The sequence below is a fragment of the Phycisphaerales bacterium genome (assembly GCA_040221175.1).
In the GTDB taxonomy this organism is placed as follows: Bacteria; Planctomycetota; Phycisphaerae; order Phycisphaerales; family UBA1924; genus JAHCJI01.
In genome coordinates this window covers 292,841-318,626 of the sequence record JAVJVK010000013.1, presented here as the reverse complement: position 1 = coordinate 318,626, position 25,786 = coordinate 292,841, and the positions used below count along the sequence as shown (strand labels likewise).

12 protein-coding genes are annotated in these 25,786 nt (G+C 69.0%); 1 reads left to right on the top strand and 11 read right to left on the bottom strand.

Annotated features, from left to right (window positions below; genetic code table 11):
* Window positions 1-26 precede the first annotated feature (26 nt).
* The 10 genes from RIE32_11270 to RIE32_11225 all read right to left on the bottom strand — a co-directional run bounded on the left by RIE32_11270 (window position 27) and on the right by RIE32_11225 (window position 22,808).
* Complete coding sequence (locus RIE32_11270) at window positions 27-13,820, bottom strand: secretin N-terminal domain-containing protein (GenBank protein MEQ9096831.1); 13,794 nt, start codon at window positions 13,818-13,820, stop codon at window positions 27-29.
* Window positions 13,821-13,897: 77 nt separating this feature from the next.
* On the bottom strand, window positions 13,898-14,905 hold the full coding sequence (locus tag RIE32_11265; protein MEQ9096830.1) for a hypothetical protein: 1,008 nt from the start codon (window positions 14,903-14,905) through the stop codon (window positions 13,898-13,900).
* Window positions 14,902-16,440 (bottom strand): hypothetical protein, encoded by a 1,539-nt coding sequence (locus RIE32_11260; protein MEQ9096829.1) that lies wholly within the window; start codon window positions 16,438-16,440, stop codon window positions 14,902-14,904. The genes RIE32_11265 and RIE32_11260 overlap by 4 nt, the downstream gene beginning before the upstream one ends.
* Entirely contained in the window at window positions 16,437-17,777 is a 1,341-nt protein-coding gene (locus RIE32_11255) for a type II secretion system protein GspK (protein ID MEQ9096828.1), read from the bottom strand. Before RIE32_11255 ends, RIE32_11260 begins: the two co-directional genes overlap by 4 nt.
* Window positions 17,774-18,460, bottom strand: coding sequence for a type II secretion system protein (locus RIE32_11250; protein ID MEQ9096827.1), 687 nt, complete (start codon window positions 18,458-18,460; stop codon window positions 17,774-17,776). The genes RIE32_11255 and RIE32_11250 overlap by 4 nt, the downstream gene beginning before the upstream one ends.
* Complete coding sequence (locus RIE32_11245) at window positions 18,457-18,945, bottom strand: hypothetical protein (GenBank protein ID MEQ9096826.1); 489 nt, start codon at window positions 18,943-18,945, stop codon at window positions 18,457-18,459. The genes RIE32_11250 and RIE32_11245 overlap by 4 nt, the downstream gene beginning before the upstream one ends.
* Window positions 18,946-20,025, bottom strand: a complete 1,080-nt coding sequence (locus RIE32_11240) for a prepilin-type N-terminal cleavage/methylation domain-containing protein (GenBank protein ID MEQ9096825.1) — start codon at window positions 20,023-20,025, stop codon at window positions 18,946-18,948.
* Between the two features lie 72 nt (window positions 20,026-20,097).
* Window positions 20,098-20,625 carry a type II secretion system major pseudopilin GspG gene (gspG, locus tag RIE32_11235; protein MEQ9096824.1) on the bottom strand — a complete coding sequence of 176 codons (528 nt, stop codon included), beginning with the start codon at window positions 20,623-20,625 and terminating at the stop codon, window positions 20,098-20,100.
* Window positions 20,626-20,787: 162 nt separating this feature from the next.
* Window positions 20,788-21,978, bottom strand: coding sequence for a type II secretion system F family protein (locus tag RIE32_11230; protein ID MEQ9096823.1), 1,191 nt, complete (start codon window positions 21,976-21,978; stop codon window positions 20,788-20,790).
* A 128-nt stretch (window positions 21,979-22,106) separates the two neighbouring features.
* Window positions 22,107-22,808, bottom strand: a complete 702-nt coding sequence (locus RIE32_11225) for a hypothetical protein (GenBank protein MEQ9096822.1) — start codon at window positions 22,806-22,808, stop codon at window positions 22,107-22,109.
* 323 nt (window positions 22,809-23,131) lie between these two features.
* Between RIE32_11225 and RIE32_11220 the strand changes: the two genes are divergently transcribed.
* Window positions 23,132-23,839 (top strand): hypothetical protein, encoded by a 708-nt coding sequence (locus RIE32_11220; GenBank protein MEQ9096821.1) that lies wholly within the window; start codon window positions 23,132-23,134, stop codon window positions 23,837-23,839.
* Window positions 23,840-23,843: 4 nt separating this feature from the next.
* Here RIE32_11220 and RIE32_11215 read toward each other — a convergent pair whose 3' ends face one another.
* Window positions 23,844-25,736, bottom strand: coding sequence for a GC-type dockerin domain-anchored protein (locus tag RIE32_11215; protein MEQ9096820.1), 1,893 nt, complete (start codon window positions 25,734-25,736; stop codon window positions 23,844-23,846).
* Window positions 25,737-25,786 lie beyond the last annotated feature (50 nt).

The following is a 25,786-nucleotide window of genomic DNA, read 5'->3' as shown; positions in this document are numbered from 1 at the left end:
CGCGGCGACCTTTCGGACGACTTCGATCACTCCCGTTCCTCCAGACCCTGTGGATCCAGAGGGTACGTCGGATAGGGCTCGATGTGCGGCCCCATCGTGTTCTCTTCGATCATGATCTCTTCGGGGAAGTACCTTGGGTCGAACTGCTCGATCGACAGCCCCGATACGTCGCTCCGCTCGATCATCTTGCTCGACGCGCCGGTGTGGCGGAACATCTCGCTGCCCGTCACGCGGCGGGCCTCGGCCACGCCCACGCGACCGCCGGGGATGATCCGCGGCGTGAGCACCACCAGCAGTTCCGTCCGACGGTTGGTCTTTTCCCGCGTGCGGAAGAGCCAGCCCACGCCCGGCAAGTCGCCAAAGAGCGGCACACTGGTGTTGCGATTGTCGTTGAAAGCCTGGATCAGCCCGCCGATGACCACGGTCTCGCCGTTGCGCACCGTCACGGTGGTCTGCACCTCGCGCTTGTTGATGACCGGGGCGGCGAAGTTCTCGCTGATCTGGGTCTGCTGGCTCGAAAGACTCGAGATCTCCGGAGCGATCTCGAGCCGCACGAACCCGTCCGAGCTGATCGAAGGCCGCACGAGCATCGAGATACCGACGTCGCGCCGGGTCACGTTGGCCTGGGTCCGGCCACTCTCGAACGTATCGACGCTTTCGATGATGGCGATGTCGTCACCCACCAGAATGTTGCCCGACTCATTGTTGTTGATCTGGATCACCGGTCGGCTGAGAACTTCCAGGCGCCCCTGGCCTTCGAGCGCCCGTACCGCCAGCCCAAAATCGGCCGAGGTCAACGAAAGATTGGGAAGCCCAACCGCCGTCGCCACGCCCGTACCCGCGGCGCTCATGCCGAAGTCGTACATGTCGCCGCCGAAATCAAACAGGTCGAAGTCCAAGCCCCAACTCGCGTTTTCGTCGAGGGTGACTTCGGCGATAAGCGCCTGCACCAGCACCTGGGGCGGGGCCGCATCGAGTTCGCCGACGATGTCGTTGACCGTGCTGATGTATCGCGGCGAGGCCGACACGATCACCTTGTTGCTGGTCGGGTCGCCCACCACGATGACCTCGCGGTCGAGCACGCGGCTGAGCGATTCGCTACCCTCGTCGCTGATGAGCGAACGCAGCCGGTCGGCCTGTGTCTGGAAGTAGCCCTGCAGCACCTGCTCGACCTCGTCGGCCTGGGCGTTCTGGAGCGAGTAGACCACCTCTTCTCGCTCGGTTGCCTGGATGGAGTCCAGCCGGTTGATCACGTCGGAGACGAGGTCGACGTACTCCTTGGTCGCCGAGACGATGAGCGTGTTGGTGCGGTAATCGATCGTGATGGCTAGGCGCTCGCGCTCGGTCGACACCGGCGTGAGTTGGGGCTCGAAGGCCTGCTCCGGATCGACTTCCCGCCGCCGCGACGGCACCAGGATCAACTGATCCCCCTGGCGCTGGAGGCTGAACAACTCCTGGAGCACCACGGCCATCTGCTCGGCATCGGCGTTCTCGAGCTGGAAGTACTTCAGGATGCGATCATCGACCTCGCTGCGATCGACCTCGTCGATGAAGCCCAGGATGAGGTCCATCACCTCGGGCGGGCTGATGATGGTCACCGCGTTGGTGCGTTCATCGGCCTCGATCGTGATCTGTCGCCGCACCGCGTCATCGATCGTCGCGCGGGTGATGGCGAACTCGCCCTGGCCGTTGCCCATCTCGTCGCGGATCTGCCGACGGAACTCGATGATCGAGGCCGAATCGCCGGGCTGTCCACCGACGCTGCGTCCCGACAGCAGGTTCTCGAGCAATTGCACCACTTCGCGAGCGTCGGCGCTGTCCAACTCAACACGCTGAAGCAGACGCTGGCGGAACACCTCGGCCACGTCCAGACGCTTCACCAGGTCACGCACCTTCGCGATGTCGTTGGCCGTGCCGCTGACGACGATCGAATTTGTCCGATCCTCAGCGACGACGCTGACGGCATTCTCGCCGCGCTTGTCGTTCTCGGGGCCGACGTACAGCGTCTGGATCGATTGCACGATGGCCGATGCCGTGCCCCGCTCTAGCCCGATGAGGGCGATCTCGGCCGCGTCGGAGAGTCGTTGCTCTTCCTTCGAGAGGCTCTCGACCAGCCCGCGCACGACCTCCAGGTTCTCTTCGCTGGACACCACCAGCAACTGGTTGGTCGAGCGGCTGGGCTCGATGGAGAAGACGTCCTGGGCCGATTCCGATCGGCCGCCACGCGTCGCCGCCTCGATACGATCACGCATCAGCCGCTCGATCCGCGGGGCAAGTTGGACCGCGTCGGCGCCCACGACGTCGACGGTGTGCAGCCCGACGGTCACCCGACCCTCGTCGCGATCAAGCCGACCGACCAGGTCCTCGAGCACCGAGAAGCTGCGCTGGCTGGTGGACACCACCAGCGTGTTGGTGCGCAGGTCGGGCTGGATGATGACTGCGTCTTCTTCGCGGTCGATGCCCGCACGCCGACGATCATCGAAGATCTCTTCAACGAGGTCGGCCACCCGACCCGCCGAGGCACGCTCCAGCGCGAAGAAGCGCACTTGGTTGCTCGCCGCCGCCGACTCGACATCGAGCATCTTCACCAATTCCTGTACGATGCGCAGGTTCGCCGGGCTGGCCACCACGATGAGTCGGTTGCCATTGGGCTCGGGCAGGATCGTCAACCCGCTCAGCGTGCCAAACAGGTCGCTGTCGATCCGGGCGCCCGCTTCCAGCGGGTCCTTGCCCTGCTGTACGAGGCGCAACCGGCCAACCTGCTCTCGCAGCCCGGCCGCCTGGGGCGCGTCGGCCACGCCGTTGACCAGCGTCTCGGAGATCAGGCTGGCGATATCGCCCGCGTCGGCATGCTCGAGCGTGATGATGGTCGGCTCGATCCAGCCGACCGACTCTTCGCTGTCCAGGTCGGCCAGCAGCACCTCGACGAATGCCACGCCGTCCTCGCGGCCCACGACGATCAGCGAATTGGTGCGAGCGTCGACCTCGATGGCCACGTCGCCCGCCAGGGCCTGGCCCGTCGCCGTCGTCGGCACGCCCTGACGCTGCGTGCCGGGCACGCGTCGGATCGCCTCGCCCTCACGGAACAGCCCATCGATAATCGTCCGAATGCGACCCGCATCAGCGTTGCTAAGCGCGAAGATTCGCGCCACCACCGCCTCGCCCACCGGCAGCGTGTCCAGCGTCGACACCAGGTGCTGCACCGCCGCCACGTTGGCCGGCGAGGACGCGATGAGCAGCGAGTTCGATCCCGCATCCACGCCCAACTGCACGGGCACGGTCAGATCGAACTCCGGTCCGGTTTCGCCCGAGCCCATCCGGCGTCGACGAACTTGCTCGGCCAGCGCCTGTGCCGTTGCCGACTGGCCCTGCTCGGCTCGGGGGGACAGCATCTCGCGCACCACGCGCGCGACCTGGTCGGCCGAAGCCGTCTTCAACCGAACCATCGCGACCGACTGCGCGTCGGTCACGCCGCCCTGATCGATAGCGCGAACCAATTGCTCAACCCGATCGGCGTCGGCTGCGCCAGCAACGACCGCCACCGCGTTGCGCGTCGGCAGCGGCACGATGCTGATGGGCTCGCTCACCACGCCCGGCCGGTCGGCCTGCGTCGGCCGGGTCAATCCCAGCTGGTTTGCGAGTTGCACCATCTGCGCAGGCGTCTGCGAAGCAAGCTCGATAATGCGGATCGACTGGCCCAGGCCCATCGGTCCGGCAGGTTCCAGGCCATCGCCGCCCTCTTGATCGCCGGCCAATTCGCCCTGGAGCGTATCGACGACTTCCTTCATCTCCTCGAACAAGCGCTCGCTGGCCGCGATGACCAGGGCATTGCTGTCGCGGTCGACTTCGATGCCCAGGCCCTCGTTCAGTTGCTGTGCCCGCACGCGGAAGGCGTTGAGCAGTGTCTCACGCATCCGGACGGCGGGGATGCCCTCGATCACGAGCGTGCGGACGCGCACGTCGGCCGATGAGCCCTCGGTCTCGAGCGTCTGCACCAGCGCGCGAACCTGCGTGAACTCGGCCTCCGACCCGCGAAACACGATCATGTTGCTCGCGTCGTCGCCATAGACCACCGGCGTGCGCGGGCCACGACGCCCCAGCGGATCGATGAAGATCCGCTGCACGGCCTGGGCGATGCGCGTGGCCCGGCCCGACTCGAGCGCGATCACCCGCGCGTCGGGCAGCCGGCCCGCTCCCTCGCCATCGAGCGACTTGGCGATCGTCTCGATACGCTCCAGGTCCTGTACGTTGGCGAACACGATGAGCGAGTTGGTCTCCACCTCGGCCGATACCACGGGTGTTTCACCCGGATCGATCAGCACGGTCGGCAGATCGGGCGAAACCTGGCGGCGATCGCCCTGCTGGTTTCCCTGCCGGCGCGCCTGCTCACGCTGGATCTGCTGCTCGAGCGGGGCCCGGAAGCCCTCGTTCAGCGCATCGGCCACGTTGCGTGCATCGGCGTTGCTCAGCGGAATGACCTTGAGCTGACGCCCGGTCGAGTACGCCTCGGTGTCGAACTGGTCGAGCAGGTTTCGGATGCCCTCCCACTGCTCCTCGCCCGCGGCGATGATGAGCGTATTGGTCACGGCATCGCTCAGGATGCTCACGTCGCGTGCAGCCTGGTTCTTCGCCTCGATCGCGCGCGGGCCGTAGAAGAGCTTGAGCGCTTCGGCCACCAGGTTCGCCTCGGCGAATCGCAGCTTGACGAACTGCGTCTGCCGTTCGCCGCCGGTCTCTACGTCCAGCTCGTCGATGATCTGCAGAAGCTGCTTCATCTCGTCGGGCTCGGCGGTCAGCGTCACCACGTTCTGGCTGTCGACGTAATCGACGCCGGGCGCTGGCGAGCCCTGCTGCCGCGGCTGGGCCCGAATGACCTCACGCAGCGTCAGCCAGACGTCTACCGCACGGGCATGGTCGAGTTGCACGCGCCGGAACTCCGTCGCCGGCGGGGCGCTGGCTACGTCGAACTGGGCGATCTGCTCGCGCACCCAGGCAACCGACTCCTCGTTACCGCCCGAGATGATGACCGTATTCGTGCGGTCAACGGCCGTGAGCTCGACGTTCATGCCGTCGGGCAAGGCATTGCGAAGGTCCTGGGCAACCTGCGTTGCACGAGCCTCGCTCAGCTGAACGCTCACGAATGGCAGCGCCGCGTCCGTGTCGATCTTCTCAAGCAACGCCTTGATCAGCGGGAACTGCTCGTCCTGGGCCGAGACGATGATCGCGTTCCGACTGGGCTGGGGCGTCACGCGGATGGCATCCTCGCGACCGCTGCTGGGAATCATGCTGCGGATGGCCTCGCTCGCCTCCCGCGGATCCATCGACCGCAGTGAGAACACCTCGATGCTCCGGCCCTGCGGCAGGTCGGGCTGGTCGATCTGGGCGACCATGTCCTGCAAGAGCGACATGTCGTCTTCGCCCGCCGTGGTGATGAGCACGTTGCCATCGGTCGAACCGATGATGGTGACATCACTGTCTCGCTGGCCCCGAGAGCGCGCCCGTTGCGCGAAGAACTGCTGCAGCGTCCGCTGCACCCGGTCGGCATTGGCGTGCCGAAGCTCGATGACCTCGATGGGCCTGTCCTCGATGCCCGGGGTGGCGGCAAGGGTCTGAGCATACTCGACGGCCTGATCGACCTTGGCCTTCTCGCCCACCATGATGAGCAGGCCGCGCGTGCGGTCGACGGTGACGCTCACCGTCGATTGGGAGGTCATCCACCATCGCCCGCGATCGGTCTCCTGGAACGCCTGGCGGATGATCTGCGCGATCGCGTCGGGGTCGGCGTCCTTGATCGGCACCGTCTGCACGATCTTGCGCGTCACGTCGCTGCGCTCCTGATCGAGATCATCGAGCAATCCCAGCATCAGGTCCATCGTGTCACCCTGGCCGACCACGATGATGCTGTTGCTCGCCTCGTGCACGCTGGTGTACAGCTTGTCCTCGGGCGGCGCATCGCCGCGACGGTTGCCCCATACACGCTCGTCGTAGAGTTGCACCTGCAGATCACTCACGGCTTCGTTCAGATCCTGGGCCCGTCCGTTTTCGACGCGCACGATCTCCACGCGCAGGTCGCGAGCCGCCGCGGGCATGTCCAGGGCGCTGGCCAACTCCTCGACCTGCGCGAAGTCTTCGTCCGACGCTGCCACGATCAAGGTGCCACTGCGACGCTCGCCGACCACGTTAACCCGCGTCTGACCACGCCGCCCGCGACCGGCAGCCTGCGCACGATCGCGCATAAAGCTCTGGATGGCCTGGGCCACCGTGGGCGCGTCGGCCGTCTCGAGCTTGATGGTGCGGATCGGCGCGCCTTCAACGCTCGCTGAGTCGAGATCCTCGGCCAGCACACGCACTTCCGCCAGTAGCTCCGGCTCGGCCCGAACCACCAGCATCCCCGCGTCATCGTCGGCAGAAACGTTCAGCTTGCCACGTCGTCCGGGGTCGTTTCCGATGAGCACCTGGTTGATCACCTGTGCCACCGTGCGCGGCGCCGCGTTCTGCAAAGGCAGGATGGCCAGCTCCAGCCCCTCGTCGCGCGAAGGCGCATCGGCATCGACGAGCAGCCGCTCGATCTCCAGGTGCTGATCGCTCGACGCCGTGATCAACAGAGCATTGGTGCGATCATCGGCCACGAAGCTTGGCTCTGGAATCGAACTCCCACCCGGACCGCGACGCTGCGCGCGAAAGAGGTCCGCAAACGCCCGAGAAAGCTGCTGTGCCTCGGCGTTATCAAGTTCGTACCGGCGGATCGACAGCCGATCGGCTAAGGGGCTCTGGTCGATCAGGCTCACGAACGAGTCGATCAAGGGCAGCACGTCGCGCGGCGCCGTCACGACCAGCCGCGTCCCACTGGGATCGGCAAGCACCCGGACGGTATCGGGATCGATCGATGCCTCCACCCGCTGGCCATCGGGGCCGAGCAGCGTCAACTCGCTCGCGCGCGCCGGCGTCTGCTGCCGCCGGAACCGGCGCGCCTGCTGACCCGTGGGCTGTGCACTCACGAGATCGTTGATCGAATCGGCCGCATCGTCGGCGTCGATGTTCACAAGGGGATAGATCTTCAGCGTCAGGGACTCGGTGGCCTCCAGACGCGAGACCGCGGCGATCAACTCGCCCAGCACCTCGAAGTCGGTGTCGTTGGCCCAGACGATGAGCGACGAGCCTATCGGGTCGGGAACAACGTCAGGGCGCCCGGTAAAACCCGACGGGTTCTCCGTGCTCGCGCGGCCCACACGCTGCACCGTCTGGCGAACGATCTGCGCGATCGCGTTCGCGTCGGCCGAGCTGGGCAGCCGGATCACGCGCGTCCGCGTCGCCTCTTGCGGGAACTGCTGCTGGATCTGCTCGGCCAAGGACGCCAGCCGATCCGTCAGGCGAGGCGAACCGACGACCACGAGCGTGTTCGTCGCCGGATCCACGGCGATCGTCACCGTCGGACCCGCTTCTGCCTGATCATCAACGGCTTCAGACGCCGGCTCAGGCTCGGCATCGGTCGCCGGCTGAGAGTCTTCGGCTTGCGCATCCTGGATTCCGGCCAGCACCGCCGCGGCAACCGACTCGTGCAATGGGTCTCGACGCTGCGGGAGCGCACTTCCGGGGCCCACGGGCTTCTTGGCATCCTTCATCAACTCATCGACGCCGATGACCTGCACACGCACCCCGCCCTGCTGCTCGAGCAGTTGACGCAGGGTCTGGGCCACCATCGCCGCATCGCCGCGAGAGCGATCGATGGGAATCAGCCGCATCTGCCGGCTGCTGCTCAGCGTGGCAGAGTCGATCTGCTGGGCCAGGCTTTCGATCTCCTCCATCTGAGACTGCGTAGCCCGAACGATCAGCGTGTTGCTGCCACGATCGACTCGGATCGTCGGAGGCTCGACCCCGCCCTCATCGCTCAGCACGCCCGAGAGGTTCTGCGAGACCTCCGTCGCATCGGCATTGCGCAGGGGAATCAACCGGACCATCCGGCGGTCACCATCGCCCGCGCTCTCGGCCGTGTCGAGTTCGGCCACCACCTGCTGGGCCAGTTCGAGCATCGGACGCGGAGCCGCCACCACCACGGTGTTGCTGCCCGGCTCGGGAATCACGCGGATCGCCGGCTTCACCGCCTGGTCTGGGTTGCGAGCGGCAAAGTCGCTGACCGCCCACCAGGGGAGCAGATCCACGACCGATTCCTGCTGCAGGATGGTTTCGAGGATGGGCGCCACCGTCTCGGCCCGGGTGTGCTTCAGGCGCAGCGTGAGCACGCCCACCGCCTCGGGCTCGACCTGCACGTCCATCTGGTTGATCAACTCGACGGCTTCTTCGATCTGCGACTGTGAAGCCGAGATGACGATGCTGTTGCTTCGCGTTTCGGCACGCACCGTCGGCTGGGGCTGCCCGGGACGCACCCCAGCGCGTAACGCATCCTGCACGGCGTTGGCGACCGAGTCCGCATCGCCCTGCGTCAGGCGCACGAGCCGAACCCCGCGCTCGCCCTGGCCATCGGGCGCTGCGTCCATCGCCTCGATCAGCTTGCCGGCCATAGGCATCATCGCGCTGGGCACGCTCATGACAATGCGATTAGCGGTCGCATCGGCGCGTACCGTCGGACGCGGCACGTCCAAGCCCGCCCGCTCGGCGCGCACCAGTTCGGCCGGCCAACGACCTCGATCGTTCAACAACGATTCCACGGTCTGGGCTACGTTGGTTGCCGACGCATTGCGCAGCGACACCACGGTCACGTCGGCGACCGGCGCCGCGGGCGCGCGATCATCGAAACGCTGAAGAAGCTCGACGGCCTTGACCGCCGCCGCTTCACCACCGACCACCAGCACCGTCCCGGTGTTCGGATCGGCGGTGATCTCCAGGCCCTGTCGATCGCGTTCGATCGTCTGCTCGGCAACGCCCGACACCGCATCGACCAGCGCCTGTGGCTGGGCCCGCGAGGGCGTGTAGGTCAGCAGCGTCCGCCCGGCCTCGGCCGACGGTCGATCCAAACGCTCGATAAGCTCCCGGGCCAGCTCGACCATCTTCGACGGCCCGCTCACCAGCAGCGCGTTCGTGCCGCTATCGACCTCGACACGTACCGGCGTCACTTGGACGGCCGTGGGGTCGCGCCGCATCAACTCTCGCAAGATGAAAGGATTGCTCTCGCGCTGCTGCTCGAGCAAGCGCTCGATGACCGGGCCTACGCGTTCGGCATCGGCGTGCTGGAGCTCGAACGTCTGCACCCCCACCGATTCGGGATCGAACGGCGGCGTATCCAGATCATCAATCAGCGTGCCGACGAGTTCCAGGTCGTTCTGCGACCCGGTCAGGATCAGGGCGTTGGCGCCGCCCACCGAACTCACGCGAACGTCGCCGACGCTTGGCAGTACCAGTCCGTCGATCGCCCGCTCAAGCTGAGGCGCAATCTGATCAGAACGGCCGTAGCTCAGCGGAACGACGCGCACCACCGGAGCCGCGGCTCCAACCTCGTCGGTGTCCAACGCATCGACCAGGCTCTGCGCCAGCTCCTGCGCCACGGGCGGCGCCGAGATAATCAGCGTGTTCGTCGCCGGCTCGGCGCTCACCGTCAGCAGCGACGCGACATCGGCCACGCCCAGGCCGCCCTCGACCTGCTGCTGCTCGCGCAACCGCGTAGTCAGCAAATCACGCAGCAGGGGCTCCAGCCGATCGGCCCGGGCGTGCTTCAGCTTGTAGAGCTTGACCGTCGATTCCGGACGAGCCGGCGAGCCGTCCAGATCAGCCAACAGCGACTCGACCTGCACGAATGCCTCGGCCGGGCCGCTGACGATCAGCGTGCGCGTGGCCGGCTCGACCGAAACGCTCAGCGGCGTCCGCGGACTGCCACCCAAAGCGCCACTGCCTGCCAACTCCCGAATCGCGTTGGCGATCGCCTGGGGCTCGGCCCGTTGAGGGCGGTACGTCCGGACGACGACGTCGCTGTCCAGTTCCGACCGATCCAGCGAGTTGACGATCTGCTCGAATCCCGAAAGACGCCGCGACGGCGCATCCACGATGAGCGCGTTGGTGCTGCGGTTGGCCCGCACGACCACTTCCTTGGGCTGCTGCAGGTCCGGACGCGGCCGACCGCGCGAGTCCCGCGGCATCGGGGGCTCGGGGTACATCTCGTCGATGGTCCGCGCGAGTTCCTCGGCCCGGGCGTGCTGCAAAGGGAAGATGCGGATCTCGCGATCCTCGTCGTCGATCGTCCGCGCCTCATTCAGCTGCGAGACCACCGACTCGATCTCGGGCATCATCTCCGGATGCGCCGACACCAGCAGCGTGTTGGTCGCTGCGTCGGCGCGGATGTCCACCGGCTGCCGCGCCCGCTCCTCGGGCGTACGGCGCTGGTAGCTCTCTTGCAGCATCTCGGCGATGTTGCCCGCCTCGGTCGTACGGAGACGCAAGATCCGCAACGGCTGACGGCCCGCCGATTGCTGGCGGTCGAGATCCGCAACCAACTGCTCAATGATGCCGAACTGCGACGGCACCGCCGCAGCCAGGATCGAGTTCGTGCTCTCGATGGCCTCGAACACCGGCTCGGGTCCGCCCTGCTGGCGCAGCGAGTTGCTCGAACCAACGAGGTCGCGCAGGAACACGATCACGTCCGAAGCCTTGGCCTGCTGAAGCTGGATCAACCGAGCCTCGCGTGGCGGGCCGGCCTGATCCTGCAGCAGATCGATCACGCCCAGGAAGCGCTCCATCGCCTGCGCATCGGCCACGATCTCGAGTGCGTTGGTCGTCTCATTGATCGACAACTCAACCTCGCCCGCCCCCGGCACGCCAGCAACCTGCGCCTGGTAGATCGACAGCGCCCGATCGCCCACTTCCTTTGCATCGGCGTTGGCGATCGGCACGATTGCCGTCTCACGCTCCACCGGCACCGCCGACAGGTCTTCCAGCATCGCTTCGACCCGCTCGAACGTGACCGTGTCACCCGCCACGATCAGCGTTCCGCTGCGCGGCTCGGCCTCGATCGTCACCCGTACGCTCTGACGCCCCGCCTGGGCCGGCGCACTCAGGTTGCCCTGGCGGTCCATGCCCTCCAGCACGCGCTTGATCGTCGTCACGTCCGCGTTCACCACGCGATAGGTTCGCAGCTCGGCGCTGGGCGGCACCTCCACCTGGTCGAGCTGCGACGCCAGTTCGCGTAGCGACTCGTGCATTTCCACCGGCGCATCGATAATCAGCGAGTTGCTCGATTCATCGGCCGACACCACCACCTCTCGCGGCTGCTGCAGCCACGGCATGGGCTGGCCACGCCGATCACGCGGGATCGCCGGCTCGGGATACAACCGATTCATCGCGTCGGCCACGTCGGTCGCCTTGGCCACCGACAGGCGGAAGAGCAGCGGCGCACGCTCGGGCCCCTGCTGGCTCTCTTCGTTGATCTCGTCCACGAACGACTTGATATCCGCCAGCAGGTCCTCGTGCGCCGACACGATCAGCGTGTTGGTTGCCTCGTCGGCACGCACGTCCACCGGCCGCGCGATGCGGTCGGCCTGCGGACGCTGGCGGTACTGATCATTCAACATCCGCGCGATGTTGCCGGCGTTGGCCGTGCGCAATTGCAGCAGCTTCAGCGGCGGCAGGTCCATCGGCTCGGGCGTGTCGAGTCGCGCCACCAGTTCGGCCACCATCGCATGCTGCGCGGGCTCGGCCTTCACCACCAGCGTGTTGGTTCGCTCCAGCACGCTGATCTCCGGTGCAGGCGCCTCGCGCGAAGGATCCACCGGCTCACGGCCCTCGATCAGTCCCTGCAGCGTCGGCAGCACCTGATCGGCGCTGGCAAACTCCAAGTCCAGCATCTTCGTGGTCCGTGCCGGCGGCACGAGTTGTTGAACCTGCTGCAGCACCTCCTGGAACAAGGCAACGGCCGAAGCAGATCCCTGTGCGATGATCGCGCCGGCCGCCGCATCGGGCGTCAGCGAGATGTCGTTGAGCGACGGATCTTCCCGCCGTGCAGCCTCGGCCTCGTATACCGGTTGCACGCGATCGAGCAACTGCTGCGGCGTGGCGTTGCGTACAGGCACCGTCACGAACCGCGATTGTCCGGCGGGCTTGTCGAGCTGCGCGATGACCGCTTCGATCACCGAGAACTGGCCCTCGCCCGCCCGCACGATGAGCTGATTCACCTCGTCGATGGCCTCGAACTGTGGCGCCTCGTACGCGGAGCCATCCGCCGGCCGCAGCATCGCCTCGACCACGCGCTGCGCACGCTGGGCCACCTGGCTGGGTTTGGTCGACGCCATGGTGTACGTGCGCGACTCGCGCTGCACCACGACTCCTGCCTCGCTCTGACGCATGAACTCGACGAACTTGTCAAGCCCCTCACGCTGGCCCACCACCGTCACCGTCCGCCGGGCCGCGTCGACGTCGACGACCAGCGGCTCACGCTCTTCCATCCCGCTCAGCTCGTAGAGCTCCAACGCGCGATCGACCACGGCCTCGGGATCTCCCCGGTTCACCGAGAGCGTGCGCACGTCTCTCGCGATGGCCTGGCCGCTGTCGAGCGTTCGCGCCAACTCTTCGAACGCTTCGACGTCCGCCGCCGGCCCCGTCACCATGAGGGATCGGCCACCCGCAAGCGGGGCGAATCGCAGTACCTGCTGCTGGCGAGGCGAGAGCAACCGGCCCACCATCCGCTCCATCGACATGGCATCGGTCTTCGTCAGTTCGACGACCGTTGTGCGGTTGGCCTCGTCCTTGCGATCATCCAGCCCGGGATCGAGTTCGCCCAGCAGCGCCTCGGCCTGCATGACCAGCGACGCGCTGCCGACGACCGTGATCTTGCCCTGGGTCTCCATGGGGATGACCGTCGGCCGGCGATCATTGGGCACGCTGGAGAACAAACGATCCAGTTGACGCGCCGCATCCTGGGGCGTCACGCTCTCGAGCACGAAGCTCGCCATCCGCCGCCCGTCGACGCCGCCGTCGTCGGCTTGATCGAGCATCTCGATGAGCTGCGCCGCCGTCTCCAGCCGCCGCGTCGGACCGATCGCGATGATCGAGTTCGAGCGGTCATTGGCCTGGAAACGCACCGGCGGCTTGGTCACGTCGTCGACGACTTCCTGGCGGTTGCCGTTCTTGACGATCGTCTTCTCGTACTCGGGCACCAGCGTCCGCAGCGTCGCGATGACGTCGTTCACCTGCGCATTGCGCAGCGGATACACCCGATAGTCCGAATCGCTGGGCGGCTGGCTGTCGACCAGGCGCACGACCTCGCGAATCCGGCGGATCTGCTCGCCCGTCTCGGTCACCACCAGCAGGTTCTGCGAGGTCACCGGCACCAGCGAGCCGTACGCCGCCACCATGCCCTTGAGTTGCTCGGCCACGGCCGCCGCGTCCACGTTGGTCAGCGGAATCGCGAGCGTCACGATCGCGCCGTCGCGAACCTGGCCTGGCAACTCGCCCTGGAAGATGTCGCCCGGCTGGCGGGCAGCGTCCGCGATCGACCGGTAATACAGGTACTCGCCCTGCTGGCTCAGCCACGTCTTGTGCGGAAGCAGGAACCGGTTCAGGATGTCCAGCGCCGTCTCGAACGAGTACGACTCCCCGCTGATGAACGTCATCCCCTGCTCGGGAACCGGCGCCTGATAGATGATCGGCACGCCCGCCTCACGCGAAAAGAAGCCCAGCACCTCCGAATACGGTGCGTTCTCGAAGCTGAAGCTGATCGGTGTGTTCGCGCGCTCTTCGGCAGCCGCGGGCGGGTCGGCCGGCGGCGCTTCGGCCAACGCCGCGCCCGATGCCTGCTCCTGGGCAGCCTGCACGCTCATCGCCAGACCGCACGACAGCACCATGGCCGCCGCCACGTGTCCCTTGACCATTGCGCCCATGCGAGCGTCTCCCTTCGCCTTCGAGTTGGTGCGCCGCGGCGCGTCCGAGTTCTCGGGTACCTGTAGTGCGTGTACGGTCATCGCCGTTCCCTTCCGCGCGCGGCTGCCAGAAGCTCGCCGTTGCGCACCTCGAATCGCTCTTCGTTGGCCTCGAACGTGGCCACCTCTCCCAGCACGTCGGCAAGCCGAAGCCCGCCCACTTCTTCCCCCAGCGCGAGCGTCCGTCGACGGCCACTCTCGTGCACGACGATGGCGTACTGCCCGGTCTGCCCGCGCAGCACGCCCGCAAGACGCCAGCCCGCCCCCGGCGGCGGAGGCGGCGGAGCCGTTTGCTCCTGCTTGGGCGGCGGGGGCGGGGGCGGCGCCTGCGCCACAACCGGTTCGGGCTTGACCGCCGTGCGGAACGGGTCGGTCTCCACCGTCGACATCAGCTGTGCCAGCACCCGATCGTCCAGCGGATCGACCGGAATCTCACCCGCAAGCGATCCCTCGTCGTCGACGACGAGCGCCGTCAGCGTCATCGAGAGCGAGAACACGGCCGGCTTGCCCTCTTCGATGCGCGCGGGCTTGATCGTCCAACTGTCTACGCCCAGCGTCCAACGCTGTGCATCGGCCAGGGCCAGGGCTCGCAACACCGCCTCCAGCGTGCCCTCGCCCGAGATCACCACGCGCGACTCGCTCGCGTCGACGCGATCGCGCAGCGTCCGCTGGAACGACCGCTCCTTGATGCCCCGCGCCTGCCCCGCCGGGTTGCCCAGAGCCCGTGGCGGCAGCGAATTGACCTCCAGCCGGGTCAGCCCGGCCTCGAAGGCCAGCGTCGCACTTGCCGTTCGCAAGCGATGTTCAAGCGACTCGCGATTGCCCTGCACCGCGCCCGCGATGATCTCGTCGAGTTCGCGTCGCACGCGGCTCTCCTGGAGCAACGCCGTCTCGTACGCACTCTTCTCGGCGATCAATGCGTCGATGTCGTCTCGCAGCGCCGCGGCCGGCGCTTCGTAGAGCGAGGCATACGCCCACCAGCCACCACCAGCCAGCACAACTGCGCCGCCGCACGCCGCAAGCAATCGGGTCAGGCGGGGGTTCATGCGCCACCCCCTTCACCTGCATCGGATTGATCGCCCTGGGCGGACTGGCCGGCATCTGCATCGCCCTCGGGCACCACGCGCGTGCTCGTATCGACCTCGAGCTTGAAGCTCAGGCCCGCGTCGGGCCCCTGGGTCTGCACCAGATACAGCGGATCGTCGACCAGACGCCCTCGCACAATGCCGGCCATCTCGCGATGCTCGCCCACGCCCTGGAGGCTCAACTCGCCACGCACGGCCGGGCGATACTCCGCTGCCGTAAACGAATAGCTCCGCGAGCCCTTGGGGTCGCCGAACCACACGCCGCCACGAGAGGCGCCCGACAACTGCTCGATGCGAACACCCGACGCCGCCGCGTGCTGCATCACGCGCTCCAGGTGCCCGGGCCACTGCGGCCTGGTCTCGCGCAGCGCCTGCAGGTGCTGCAGCCGCGTTCGGTCCAGCACCAGCGCCGTGTAATCATCGCGCAGCTTGGAGACTTGCCCGCTCAGGCGAGACTTCTCTCGCTCCAGATCCCCCAGCCGGATGTAGCCATACACGCCAAGGCCACCGGCGACGGCGATCGCCGCCATCGCGCCCAGCAACGCCCGCTCCCGCGTCCGCGATCGCTCAGCCTTGGCGCGCGTGGGGTTCAGCAGGTCGATCCGGTCGCAGGCCGACACCGCGATGCCGCAGAGCGCCAGCCAGCGCGTTGGATCGACGCCGTCCGGGTCGCCGCGGACCGCGAACGAGTCGACGGGCGCCGTCGTCGCCTCGACCTCGATCGCTTCGCCCACCGCCTCAGCGATCGACGCGCACAACGCGCTGCCACCGATGACCACCGCATCCTGCACCGGCAGAGAATTCTGGGCAGCGCGATAGCCCATCCACGTCCGCTTCACTTCCACCGAGATCCGGCGGACGAAGCCCTCCTGCTCGCCCGCGGGCCACGTCGCATCCACGCCGCGGCTGGTCACCACCCCGCCCGGCTCGACCACCGCGATCTCCACCGACGAGGCGCCCGGAGACACCACGATCCGCGCGTGCCCCGCATCGGGCAGCCCGGCAATGCACGCCGAGCATTGCGCCCGCAGCACGACCGAGCCGAGCTTCAGCTTGGCGCCCGACAGCATCGTCCGCATCCAGGAAAGCCGCTCGGCGGGCACCGATGCGCCCAGCAGGTCCAGGTGGCCGTCCTCGTCGCGCAACACCACGAAGTCGGTGCAGGCATCCGAGCCCTGGACCGGCATCGCCCGGCTCATCTGCAGCTTCACCATCGCCGGAATCTGTCCGGCGTTGGGCGGCTTGGGCAGGCTCAACCGCTTCAGCAGCAAGTCGCCGCGGCCGGCAACCCACGCCACCTGCTTGCCCTTCAGGCCAGCCTGCGAGAGTTGCTCGCCCACCCAGGCGCCAACGGCCTCGGCGTCGCCGCTGGGCACGCTCTCGGGCAGCTTCGCGCACAGGCCCGTCCCCAGCCTCGGTCGCCCCTTCTCGGTGCCCACCAGCACCGCGGTCAGCCAACCCGCGTGCCACTCCATTGCCAGCCGCGCGCCGCTCATGGGCCTTCTCCCGCGTCCCGTGCCGCCCCGGGAAGCTCCGCCCATCCATCCGCCTCGGCCAGCGTGCGCGCCACCGCCGCAAGTTCGCCGGCGATGCTGACCTCTCCCAACGGAACAACAACCGGACGCCCGGACGAGAAGTCGACCAACAGGTCCATCGCCACACGCTCACGCAGGCGATCTTCCTCGGCCGAGGCCATCCCCGCCCGTACCCGCTGGGCGTCTTCCAGCGAATCGATGCCTACCGACCGCTCGCGCACGACCGCCACGCCCGCCTCGGCACGCAACACCCACCGCACGCTCCTGGTCGTGACCCGGTCGAGGACCTCCAGCATGGAACCCTCATCGACCACCCCCTCGCGCAGAGGCCACAGGGGATCACGCAACGCTTCCTCATCGAGGCTGCGGCGGGCGTCCACGATCCGTTGGGCCTTCTCCTGATCGAGCCCGGGCAGGGCCGCCAGCACCTCCACCGGCGCGCGATTGATGTCCACGCGGCCCCGGGCGGGCGCTTCACCGATGCACACCGCGTCCAGCACCTGTCCGGACGTGGCAAGGGTCATCTGCCCACGCAACGCCCTTGCAACCTCGGCCAGCGAAGCCGGCGGCGCATCGCGCCGCTCCAGCACGGCGATCAACTGGGACGCCCCCTGCTGCTCGCCCAGCGCCTCACGCAGGCGGTCGCCCATCGCTTCCTCGTAGGCCCTGGAGACGTCCACGCGCTCGGCCAGCGGGGTCGCGCCGCCCACGCCGATGGCCACCGCCGGATCGGCCGAACCCACCGTCAACAGGCTGGCCAAAGGAGGCACGTCCGAGACCAGCCGCCCGTCCTGGTCGTATTCCCCGTAGACCTGCTCCACCGTCAGGCCCTCGACGTCCAGCAAAGCCCGCAGCGATGAAACCGGCAGGGCCGCCGCGACGGCGGCCCCGAGCGTCTCGTCCATGCCCGGCAGCCTGGCGAGCATCGCGGCGGTGCAGGTGTTGATGTCCAGCAGCGCATCCAGCGACACCGGGTCGGGCGTGATCGTCGCATCGAGGCGGAAGAGCCCCGTCTGGTTGCCCCGCTCGAACAACTCGATGGGGTCCTCCACGTCGAGGTCCGCCCCGCCCAGCACGTCCTGCCGCTGCTCGATGGCCATCTGCTCGACGGCCAGCACGCCCGAACGCATCGTCAGCCGGGACTGCAACCGACCGGCCGACGCCGACGCCGCCTCCCCCGCGCTTCGCGCCGCCAGCAGCGCCACCGTGCCCGCCAGGGCACCGATGGCGATGACCACCAGCACCACCAGCACCGCAACCCCACGCTCGTGCGCACCACGCTTCATGCGACGCTTCATGGGGTCGCCCCCATCGGATCATCCTCGTCAGGACCGCTCTGCCCGATCCCGGCCATCGGCCCGGCCACGACGAACGCCACGTCCGCGGGCCGCTCGGGCAGCAATGCCTCGTCCAGCCCGGGCATTTCCATCTCGGGCTGGGGCGCCGGCATCTCGCTCGATTCGCGATCGGCCGGGGCCCGGGCGACGCCGACCGGCGCGAGCCAGAGGCACACGCGCAGCGGCGGCTGGCGGTCCGACGCGGTCACCAGGTCGTCGAAGTGATCGACCAGCACGGCCTGCACGTCGGTCACCACGAGTTCCACCGACTCGCCCCGGCTATTCGTCTCGGTCCACGTCAGCTCGCCGGCGTCCTCAGAAAACGCCAGCCGGCCCGTGAAGTCCATGGGCCCGGCCGGCACGCCCGCGCGCCCGACCGCGGGCCACACGCCGCGGCCCCGCAGCTCCAGCCAGTCGTCGCCGTGGCGGGCATGGTCGGGCGCGGTCGCGGCGATGCGCTCGACCCGATCAAGCACGCGCGCCAGCATCGCGGCACGCTCGCCCTCGCGGACCAGCCGGTCCCGCCGACCGGCAAGCCCGAACGTGAACGTGATCAGGGCCGCGCTCAGGACCACCAGGATCCCGATTGCGACCATCACCTCCAGCATCGTGAAGCCACCGCGATGCGCCCGCAGACCGGTCATGGGCCACCCCCCACCGGCTCGGTCGGCACCAGCTGGTGCAGCGTGGCCAGCACCGGCCCCTCGCCCGCCCCGGCGCCGACGACGGCCCGGCGCACGCGCACGGTCGCCAGCGAAAGCCCCGGCCACTCGCTGGGCTCGATGTCCACCTCGCACATCCATTCGGCCATCGCGTCGTCGCCGACGGCGGCGCCCTCGGGCGTGGCCCACGCGCTGGCGGGCCCGGTCAGCTCGCGGTCGCTCATGGCCCCGCTCTCGAGCAGGCCCAGGGCCGTGCGCGCCACCCCGGTGGCGCCCATGCGCTGCTCGGCGTCGATGATCCGCCGGGCCCCGAAGTCCAGCTGGCTGAGCACGGCAAGCCCGCCCACCACGAACATGGCCAGCGCCAGCACGAGGTCGAGCAGCACGAACCCCGCGCGCCGGTGCGGGCGTGGACGTCCCTGTCGCTCGATTGGCCTGCGGCTCCGCCGCGTGCTCGGTCGCATCATCTATCTCGGTTGGGGCGGCTCCGGGTTCGTGCGCGTGGCGCCGTCCTTCTCTTGCGGCTGCCCGGAGGCATCCTCGCCCTCCCGGCGGTCGTCGGGTTCCAGCGAATCGAATTCGAGCCGATCGAACGCCAAGGGGTCGAACTCGAGCGGATCAAACTCGGGCCGATTGAACTCGGGCCGATCGAACTCCAGCGGGTCGAAGGCACGCTCGTCGAATTCCGGTCGATCGAAGGCGCGCTGCTCGAACTGCGGCCCGTCGAACTCCAGCGGATCGAAGCCGGGCGCGGGCCTGCCCTCCGGGCTGCCCGCATCGTCCATGGGCGGCCCGTCGACAGGGTCCGACTCGCCCGCGGGGGCCCGGTTCGGATCGGCCGGGTCCTCATCGGTCGGGTCCTGCGCTTGCGCGCTCTCTTCCAGTTCGGGCGCCCTGGTAAACAGCAGCCGGCCCACCAGCGGCTCGATCCGCGCCCGAACGACGCGCCCGTCGGCCAGCCGCACCACCGTGGCGTCACCGGCCACGGCCGACCCATCGCTGAGGTACCACGCCAGCGTCACCGCATCGGGACGATCGTCCAGCGCGCCCGCGGGGGCCATGGGCGCAGCGGGCTCGGCAAAGGCCCGATCGAGCATGGCGTCGCCGCCGTCGCTCCCGGCGTCGGCGGCCGCGTCCAGCTGGCGGCGCGCTTCGAAGGCCTCCAGTTCGTCCATGTCGCCCCGCCACAGCCGCGTGCCCTCGGGCAGCTGCCTGGGCTGGTCGACCGCCGGCCAGGTCGTCACGTCCTGCGGGTCGGCGGCCTGATCGGCGGCGTCGTCCGAGCCGGCCTGCGGCTCGCGGACCACGAGCAGTCGCAGGCCCTGCCCGTCCTCGGTCGGCGCCAGCACCAGCGCCACGGGCACGCCCCGGCGCTGGGCCTCGCCCCGCGCCACGGCGGGCGAGAGCGTCAGCACGCGCTCGGCCGTGCGGGCCCGGGCGGCCTGGGTGTTGGTCAGCGCCACCGGCAGGGCCAGCGACGTGATCACCACGAGCAGCCCGAGGGCCACCAGCACCTCGATGAGCGTGAAGCCGCGACGGCGGTGCATGGACCGGACACCTCCCCTTGCAGACCCTCCTGTCGGACCCTGGCGTTCCTCCGGGAACGCGAACCGGACGCCTCAGCCGGCCGGCGGCGGGGGCGCTAGGCCCTCGCTGCCGCCCATGCCGTCCTCGTCCTCGTCCCAGGCGTAGATGTCGTCCTCGGTCTCCGGCTCGCCGTCGGGGCCGTTGCTCGAGAGGTCGTAGTACCCCTCGCGACGCAGGCCCTCGGGGTTGTACTCCCACGGGTTGCCCCAGGGGTCGTTGGGCATGGCCTCGCTGACCGACTCGGACCACTGGTCTTCCAGCTCCGGGTCGACCGTCGAACTGCTCCACAGCACGGCCAGACCCTCGTCCTCGGTCGGGTAGCGGCCGTAGCGGCGGTTGAAGTCCAGCAGGGCGCCCTTGAGGGTGTTGATCTTGATCTCCGCCTCGTTCACCTTGGCCTCGTCGCGGCGGCTGAGCAGGGCGAAGCCCACCAGCCCGCTGATCATGACGATGATCGCCAGGACGATCATGATCTCGATCAGCGAGAAGGCCCGCCGCTGCAACCGCTTGCGAGCCATGGACTTCCGATTTTCTTCGCGGCGCTCCGTCGTCGTGTGCATCGTTCCGTCACCCCTTCGGCCCGGGCCAGGGGCCCGCCCCAGTTCCTTGATCAATCCATCGCACCGGGCCGAATGGCCCTGTGGATTAGTTTACGCTAGCTTACCGACCGGCGTAACGCCCGCCGGTGCGAAAAGCCGCCGCGCGCGACCGCCGCCGGGCGATCAGCCCACGTCGCTGAGCTCCAGCATCGGCAAGATCAGTCCGATAGCCACAAAGGCCACCACCACCGCCAGCCCCAGCAGCATCATGGGCCCCACCAGCGCCACCGCGGTCGACAGCAGCCGCTCGACCCGCGTCTCGATCGTCTCGGCGATCGTTTCCAGCACATCGGCCAGGTTGTTGGCGCTCTCGCCCACCGAGATCATCTCGATCACGTCCTCGTCGAACAGCCCGCTCACGCCCAGCGGCCCGGCGAGGGGCTCGCCCGCCTTCACCGCCTCGCTCGCCCGGGCCACGGCTTCCTTCAGGAGCACGTTGCCCGCGGCGTCCTCGGCGATGCGCATGGCGGCCAGGACCGGCACGCCGTTGGCCAGCATCGTCCCGAATGTCCGGCAGAACCGCGCCACCGCGATCGACCGCACCAGCGGCCCCAGCACCGGGGCCCGCGTCTTGGCCACGGCGATGGCCCGGCTCACGTCCGGCCGCTTGCTCAGCCGCCAGGCGATGAACCCCAGCACGCCCAGCACGATGGCGGTGATCGGCCCCTTGCTGGTCACCGCCGCGCTGATGGCGAACAGGGCCACGGTGATGGGCGGCATGGGGTCGACCTGCTCGAGCACGTCGCCGAACATGGGCAGGAACAAACCAAAGATCAGCCCCAGCACGCCCACACCCACGAACACCAGCACCGCCGGGTACGCCAGGGCCCCGAACAGCTTGGCCCGCATCTCGGCCTGGGCCTTGACCATGCCCGCCAGGCGCACCAAGACCGGCTCCAGGCTCCCGCCCTTCTCCCCGGCCCGCACCATGGCGATGTGGGTCTGCGGAAACACCCCCTCCTGGGCGGCCATGGCGTCGGCGAGTTCTTCGCCCCGGCTGACCCCCTCGGCCAGCTGGCGGAAGATCTCGGCCCTTCGCGGCTTGCTCTTGCCGCGGGCCAGCAGCGTGATGGCCCGCATCAGCGGCACGCCCGCGCGCAAGAGGTCGGCCACCTGCTGGTAGGCCGTGGCGAGCTGCCGCGGGCCCAGGCCCTTGCGTCGGAACGACGCCTTGGGCTTCTGGGCGGTGACCTCGACGGGCACCAGGCTCCGCTCGGCCAGCTCGCCCAGGATCGCCGCCTCGCTGGCGCCCGCGAGCGTGCCAACAACGGCCTGCCCGTTCGCGTCGACGGCCTGGTAGCGGAAGGTGGGCATGGGGAAGGTTACGCGTGGGGGAAGGGATTCGGCTTCAGGCAGCGGGCAGTGGGCAGTGGGCCGCGAGCATCGGACACTGGGCGTCCGAGAAGAGGAGGCTCTCCTTCTCTGGCCCCGTGGCCCATCGCCTATCGCCCATGGCCCGCTTCCTGCGCCAGCCCGCACTCGGGGCACCGCTCCACGCCCGCGCCGAGCTCGTACCCGCACGCCAGGCACCGGCCCGCGGCGCGGCGGCGGCGCATCGTGCGCGCCCGCAGCCACGCGAGGATGGCCAGCACGAGGCCCGCGTAGAACAGCGTGTTGGCCAGCAGGCCCGGCCACCGCGGGGCGTAGGGCACCACCCAGGTCCGCCCCAGCGCGGCCACCTCCCACAGGCCGGCCTTCCGCGTCATGCCGCCGGTCGTCGATCGCTCGACGCCGAAGGCCGCCGCAAACGGCCAGCCCGCCGAGCGCATCTCGCTCCAGCGATCGCGGCCGTCCAGCGGTTCTCGGAGCGGGCCGGGCCGGGCGTCGCGCTCGACCAACCCGGCATTGGGGATGCCCGCCGCCATCGCCAGCACCCACGACGCCCCGTCGGGGGCGCTCATGGCGCGATGGATCGTGCCGGTCGGAAAGTCCCGCCGCGTCACCAGCACGATGTGGCCATCGCGCTTGGAGTACTCGGCCAGGGCGAAGACGGGCGGGCCGGCGACCGCCGTCGGCATGGCGCTCGCCCGCCGCTGCATGGCGATCGCCCCCGCCGGCACGCTGAGCGCCGCCAGCAGCACCCCGGCCGCCAGCGCCACCGCGACCAGTCGCGGCGTCAGGATGCGTGGCCGCGCCGCCCCCATCGCCGACGGTAGCCCCGCCACGGGGTGCGCCCGCGCCCCACCACCCCGCCCCGCCGGTTCGAGCGCACGAATCGTCGATCCGTGCGCTCGAACCGTCGCGGCGAGGCCTCTTGATGCCGCGACGAGGCCCCAGCGTGGCAGATCGAGCGCATTCTCGGACGTTGCGGGCGCTCGCGGTGCCGGGCCGAGCGCCCCCGTTGGCCCGGCCGGCGCACTTTGGCTCAAGCCCGGTTGGTGTGGGATCGATGACACACCGGACGGGCCGCCGCGGCCCGCGCACGGAGCCGACCTCGCAGGACCAACTACCAGGGAGCCAGAAGACCATGCCACGACCACCCACCATCCCCGAGCAGGCAGGCAAGGCCATCGCCTGGTGCCAGGCGATGGCCACGCGATGGAGCGAGCACAAGGCCATCCTCCGGCTCACGGACGAGGAGGTCCAGGAGCTGGCCGCTCTGGCCGAGACCGCGGCCCAGGCACGGCGGGAGCTCCAGCAGGCCCGCAATCAGTACCGCGCGGCCGCGGGCATGAGCCGCGTGGCGACCGCGGCCATGCGGGCCCACGCGGGCGGGCTGCTGGCGCGCATCCGCGCGGTCGCCCGCACGAGCGCGAGCCCGCAAACGATCTACTCGGCCGCCCGCGTGCCCGCCCCGGACACGCGCAGCCCCCTGCCCGCCCCGGGCCGGGCCGAGCGCTTCGACGTGCAGCTCGTCGGCCCCACGGGCACGCTGAAGATCGACTTTGCCTGCAAGCACCCGCGCGGCGTGCGCGGGGTGACCTACCGCGTGGATCGGTCGCTGTGGTCGGGCCAGTCGAGCGGCAGGGGCACGCCCTTCGAGTTCTTCACCACCGCCCGCAAGCGCTCGTTCACCGACGCGTCGATCCCCCCCGGCACGGTGGTGGTCATCTATAAGGTCACCGCCCAGACCTCCACCAAGGACGGCCCGGTAGCCATCCACATGGTGCGCCTGGCGGGCGAGGACGTGGTGCTGGCCAGCGCGTTGCCCGCCCAGCGCGGCCGCGCGGCGTAGGGCCTCAGCCGCAGCCGGCGGCGAAGCGGTTCTGGAAGACGAGAAAATCAAAGATCGTCAGCGCGCCGTCGGCGTCCAGGTCGGCCTGCGCATCGCCCGCGTCGAACTGGTTCTGAAACTCCAGAAAGTCGAAGATCGTGAGTTCGCCATCGCCATCGCGATCGGCGGCGCAGACGACGACGGTGATGGCGTCCCCCGAGTAGACGACGTGGGCCGGGCCGACGGCTGCAACCGGATCGATCTCGACGGCGGCGAACTCGCCCTCGATGGTGCCGACGCTCACGATCTCGAAGCGGTCGCCCGCCGCGGGCTCGAAGCCATCGGCGAAGCGGACCCCCAGCGTGCCGCCCAGCCGCAGCTCGGGCGTCGGGCCGGCGCCGACGATCCGGTCGAACTCGGACTCGTCGGCGCCCGCGATCGACATCTCCACGCGCCCGGTCGCCTCGACGCTGAGGATGGTGTCCACCCACAGCCGGATGAGCCCAGCCTGGCTTCCCTCACGCGGCGCCAGCGTGCCGTCGAGGAACCAGCGGCCTTGCAACTGGCCGCGACCGGAGACCACCCCGCCGGTGCCGATGCGGGCCCGGCGGCTGGGGAGCGTCCTGAGAACGCTCCGTGTGCCGGCGATCCCGCCGTCAAGGATGACCGGCGCGTTGATCGCCGTCTCGGGCAGCACAGAGAGCTCGGCGATCGCGATCACGGACGAATCGCCGACCACGATGCCGTCGTCGGCCACGACGCCCTCGCCCAGCGTGAGCTGGTTGTCCGGCCGCACGCGGAACTGGCCAAGGATGGTGGTTTCGGTAAACGACGTCGCGGTATTGGTTTGGAAGAGCCCACCGTCGCCGACCTCGATCGTGGCCCCGGTCAGCCTCGCGCCTTCGAGATCGAGCGTGCCGCCGTTGCTCGCCCGGAACGTGCCGCCGGTGCACTCGCCACCGAACCCGAGCGTGCCGGGCTCGTCGATGGCGATCGTGCCGTCGCCGGCCCACGCGGCCGAGACGCTGCCCGTGCCGGTAATGAGGCCGCCGGATTCCAGGAGCGCCACGCCGCCGATCGGGCCGACCAGGCTGCCCGCATCGAGCCGCACCGTCGAATCGAATGCCTGGCCGTCCCACACCCGCACCTGCCCGCCGTCGACGTGCAGCCCGTCCTCGAAGACGTTCCCGCCGCCGAGGTTGATCGTGTTGCCGGGTTGGACCCGGTACAGGCCCGTGAACACGCAGCGCTCGACCACGGTCGACTCGCCGCTCACGTACGCGCCGTCGGCCGTCGACTCGATGGTGGCATCGGTCACGACCGCGCGATTGATGTTGAGCGTGCCGCCGCCCGAGCTGTGCAGCGTGACGCCCTCGAACCTGACGTCGAGGTCGAGCAACCCGGGCCCGTCGATGCGCAGCGTGCCCGGGCCCGACCACGTGCCCTCGACCATGCCTCTCCCACTGATGACGGCCGATGGCCCAAGCCGGGCATCACCGCTATACAAAACAGCACGGCCCGGGAGCACGACGGTGGCGTCCAGAAGGCCGCGAAGGTTCATACGGGCAGACTCGCCAAAGACTCCTGTCCCGATCTGGAGCACGCCCGACCCCATGACATCGCCGACGGCAAAGGTGGGCGATCCCGATGGCCCCGGCACGATCTGGAGCGTCGCGTCGGGGTTCGCCAGATCGATCACGCCCACATCGCCAACAGCGGCGAAGACCGTGTACGCCCCCACACCCCCCAACACCGCCGTATCCGTCGCCCCCGGCACCACCGCGGGCAGCCAATTGGCCGCGACTTCGAAGTCGCCATCCACCGGGCTGGCCCATCGAAAAGTGCTCTGGGCAAGGCCGGCACTCGCAACAAGGCCGAGCGCCGAAATGGCATAGACGGACGGGCGGGTCTTCGACATCGGCCTCTCCCTCACTCCAGCCACGACGGGCGGCGGTGCGAGGCCAATAT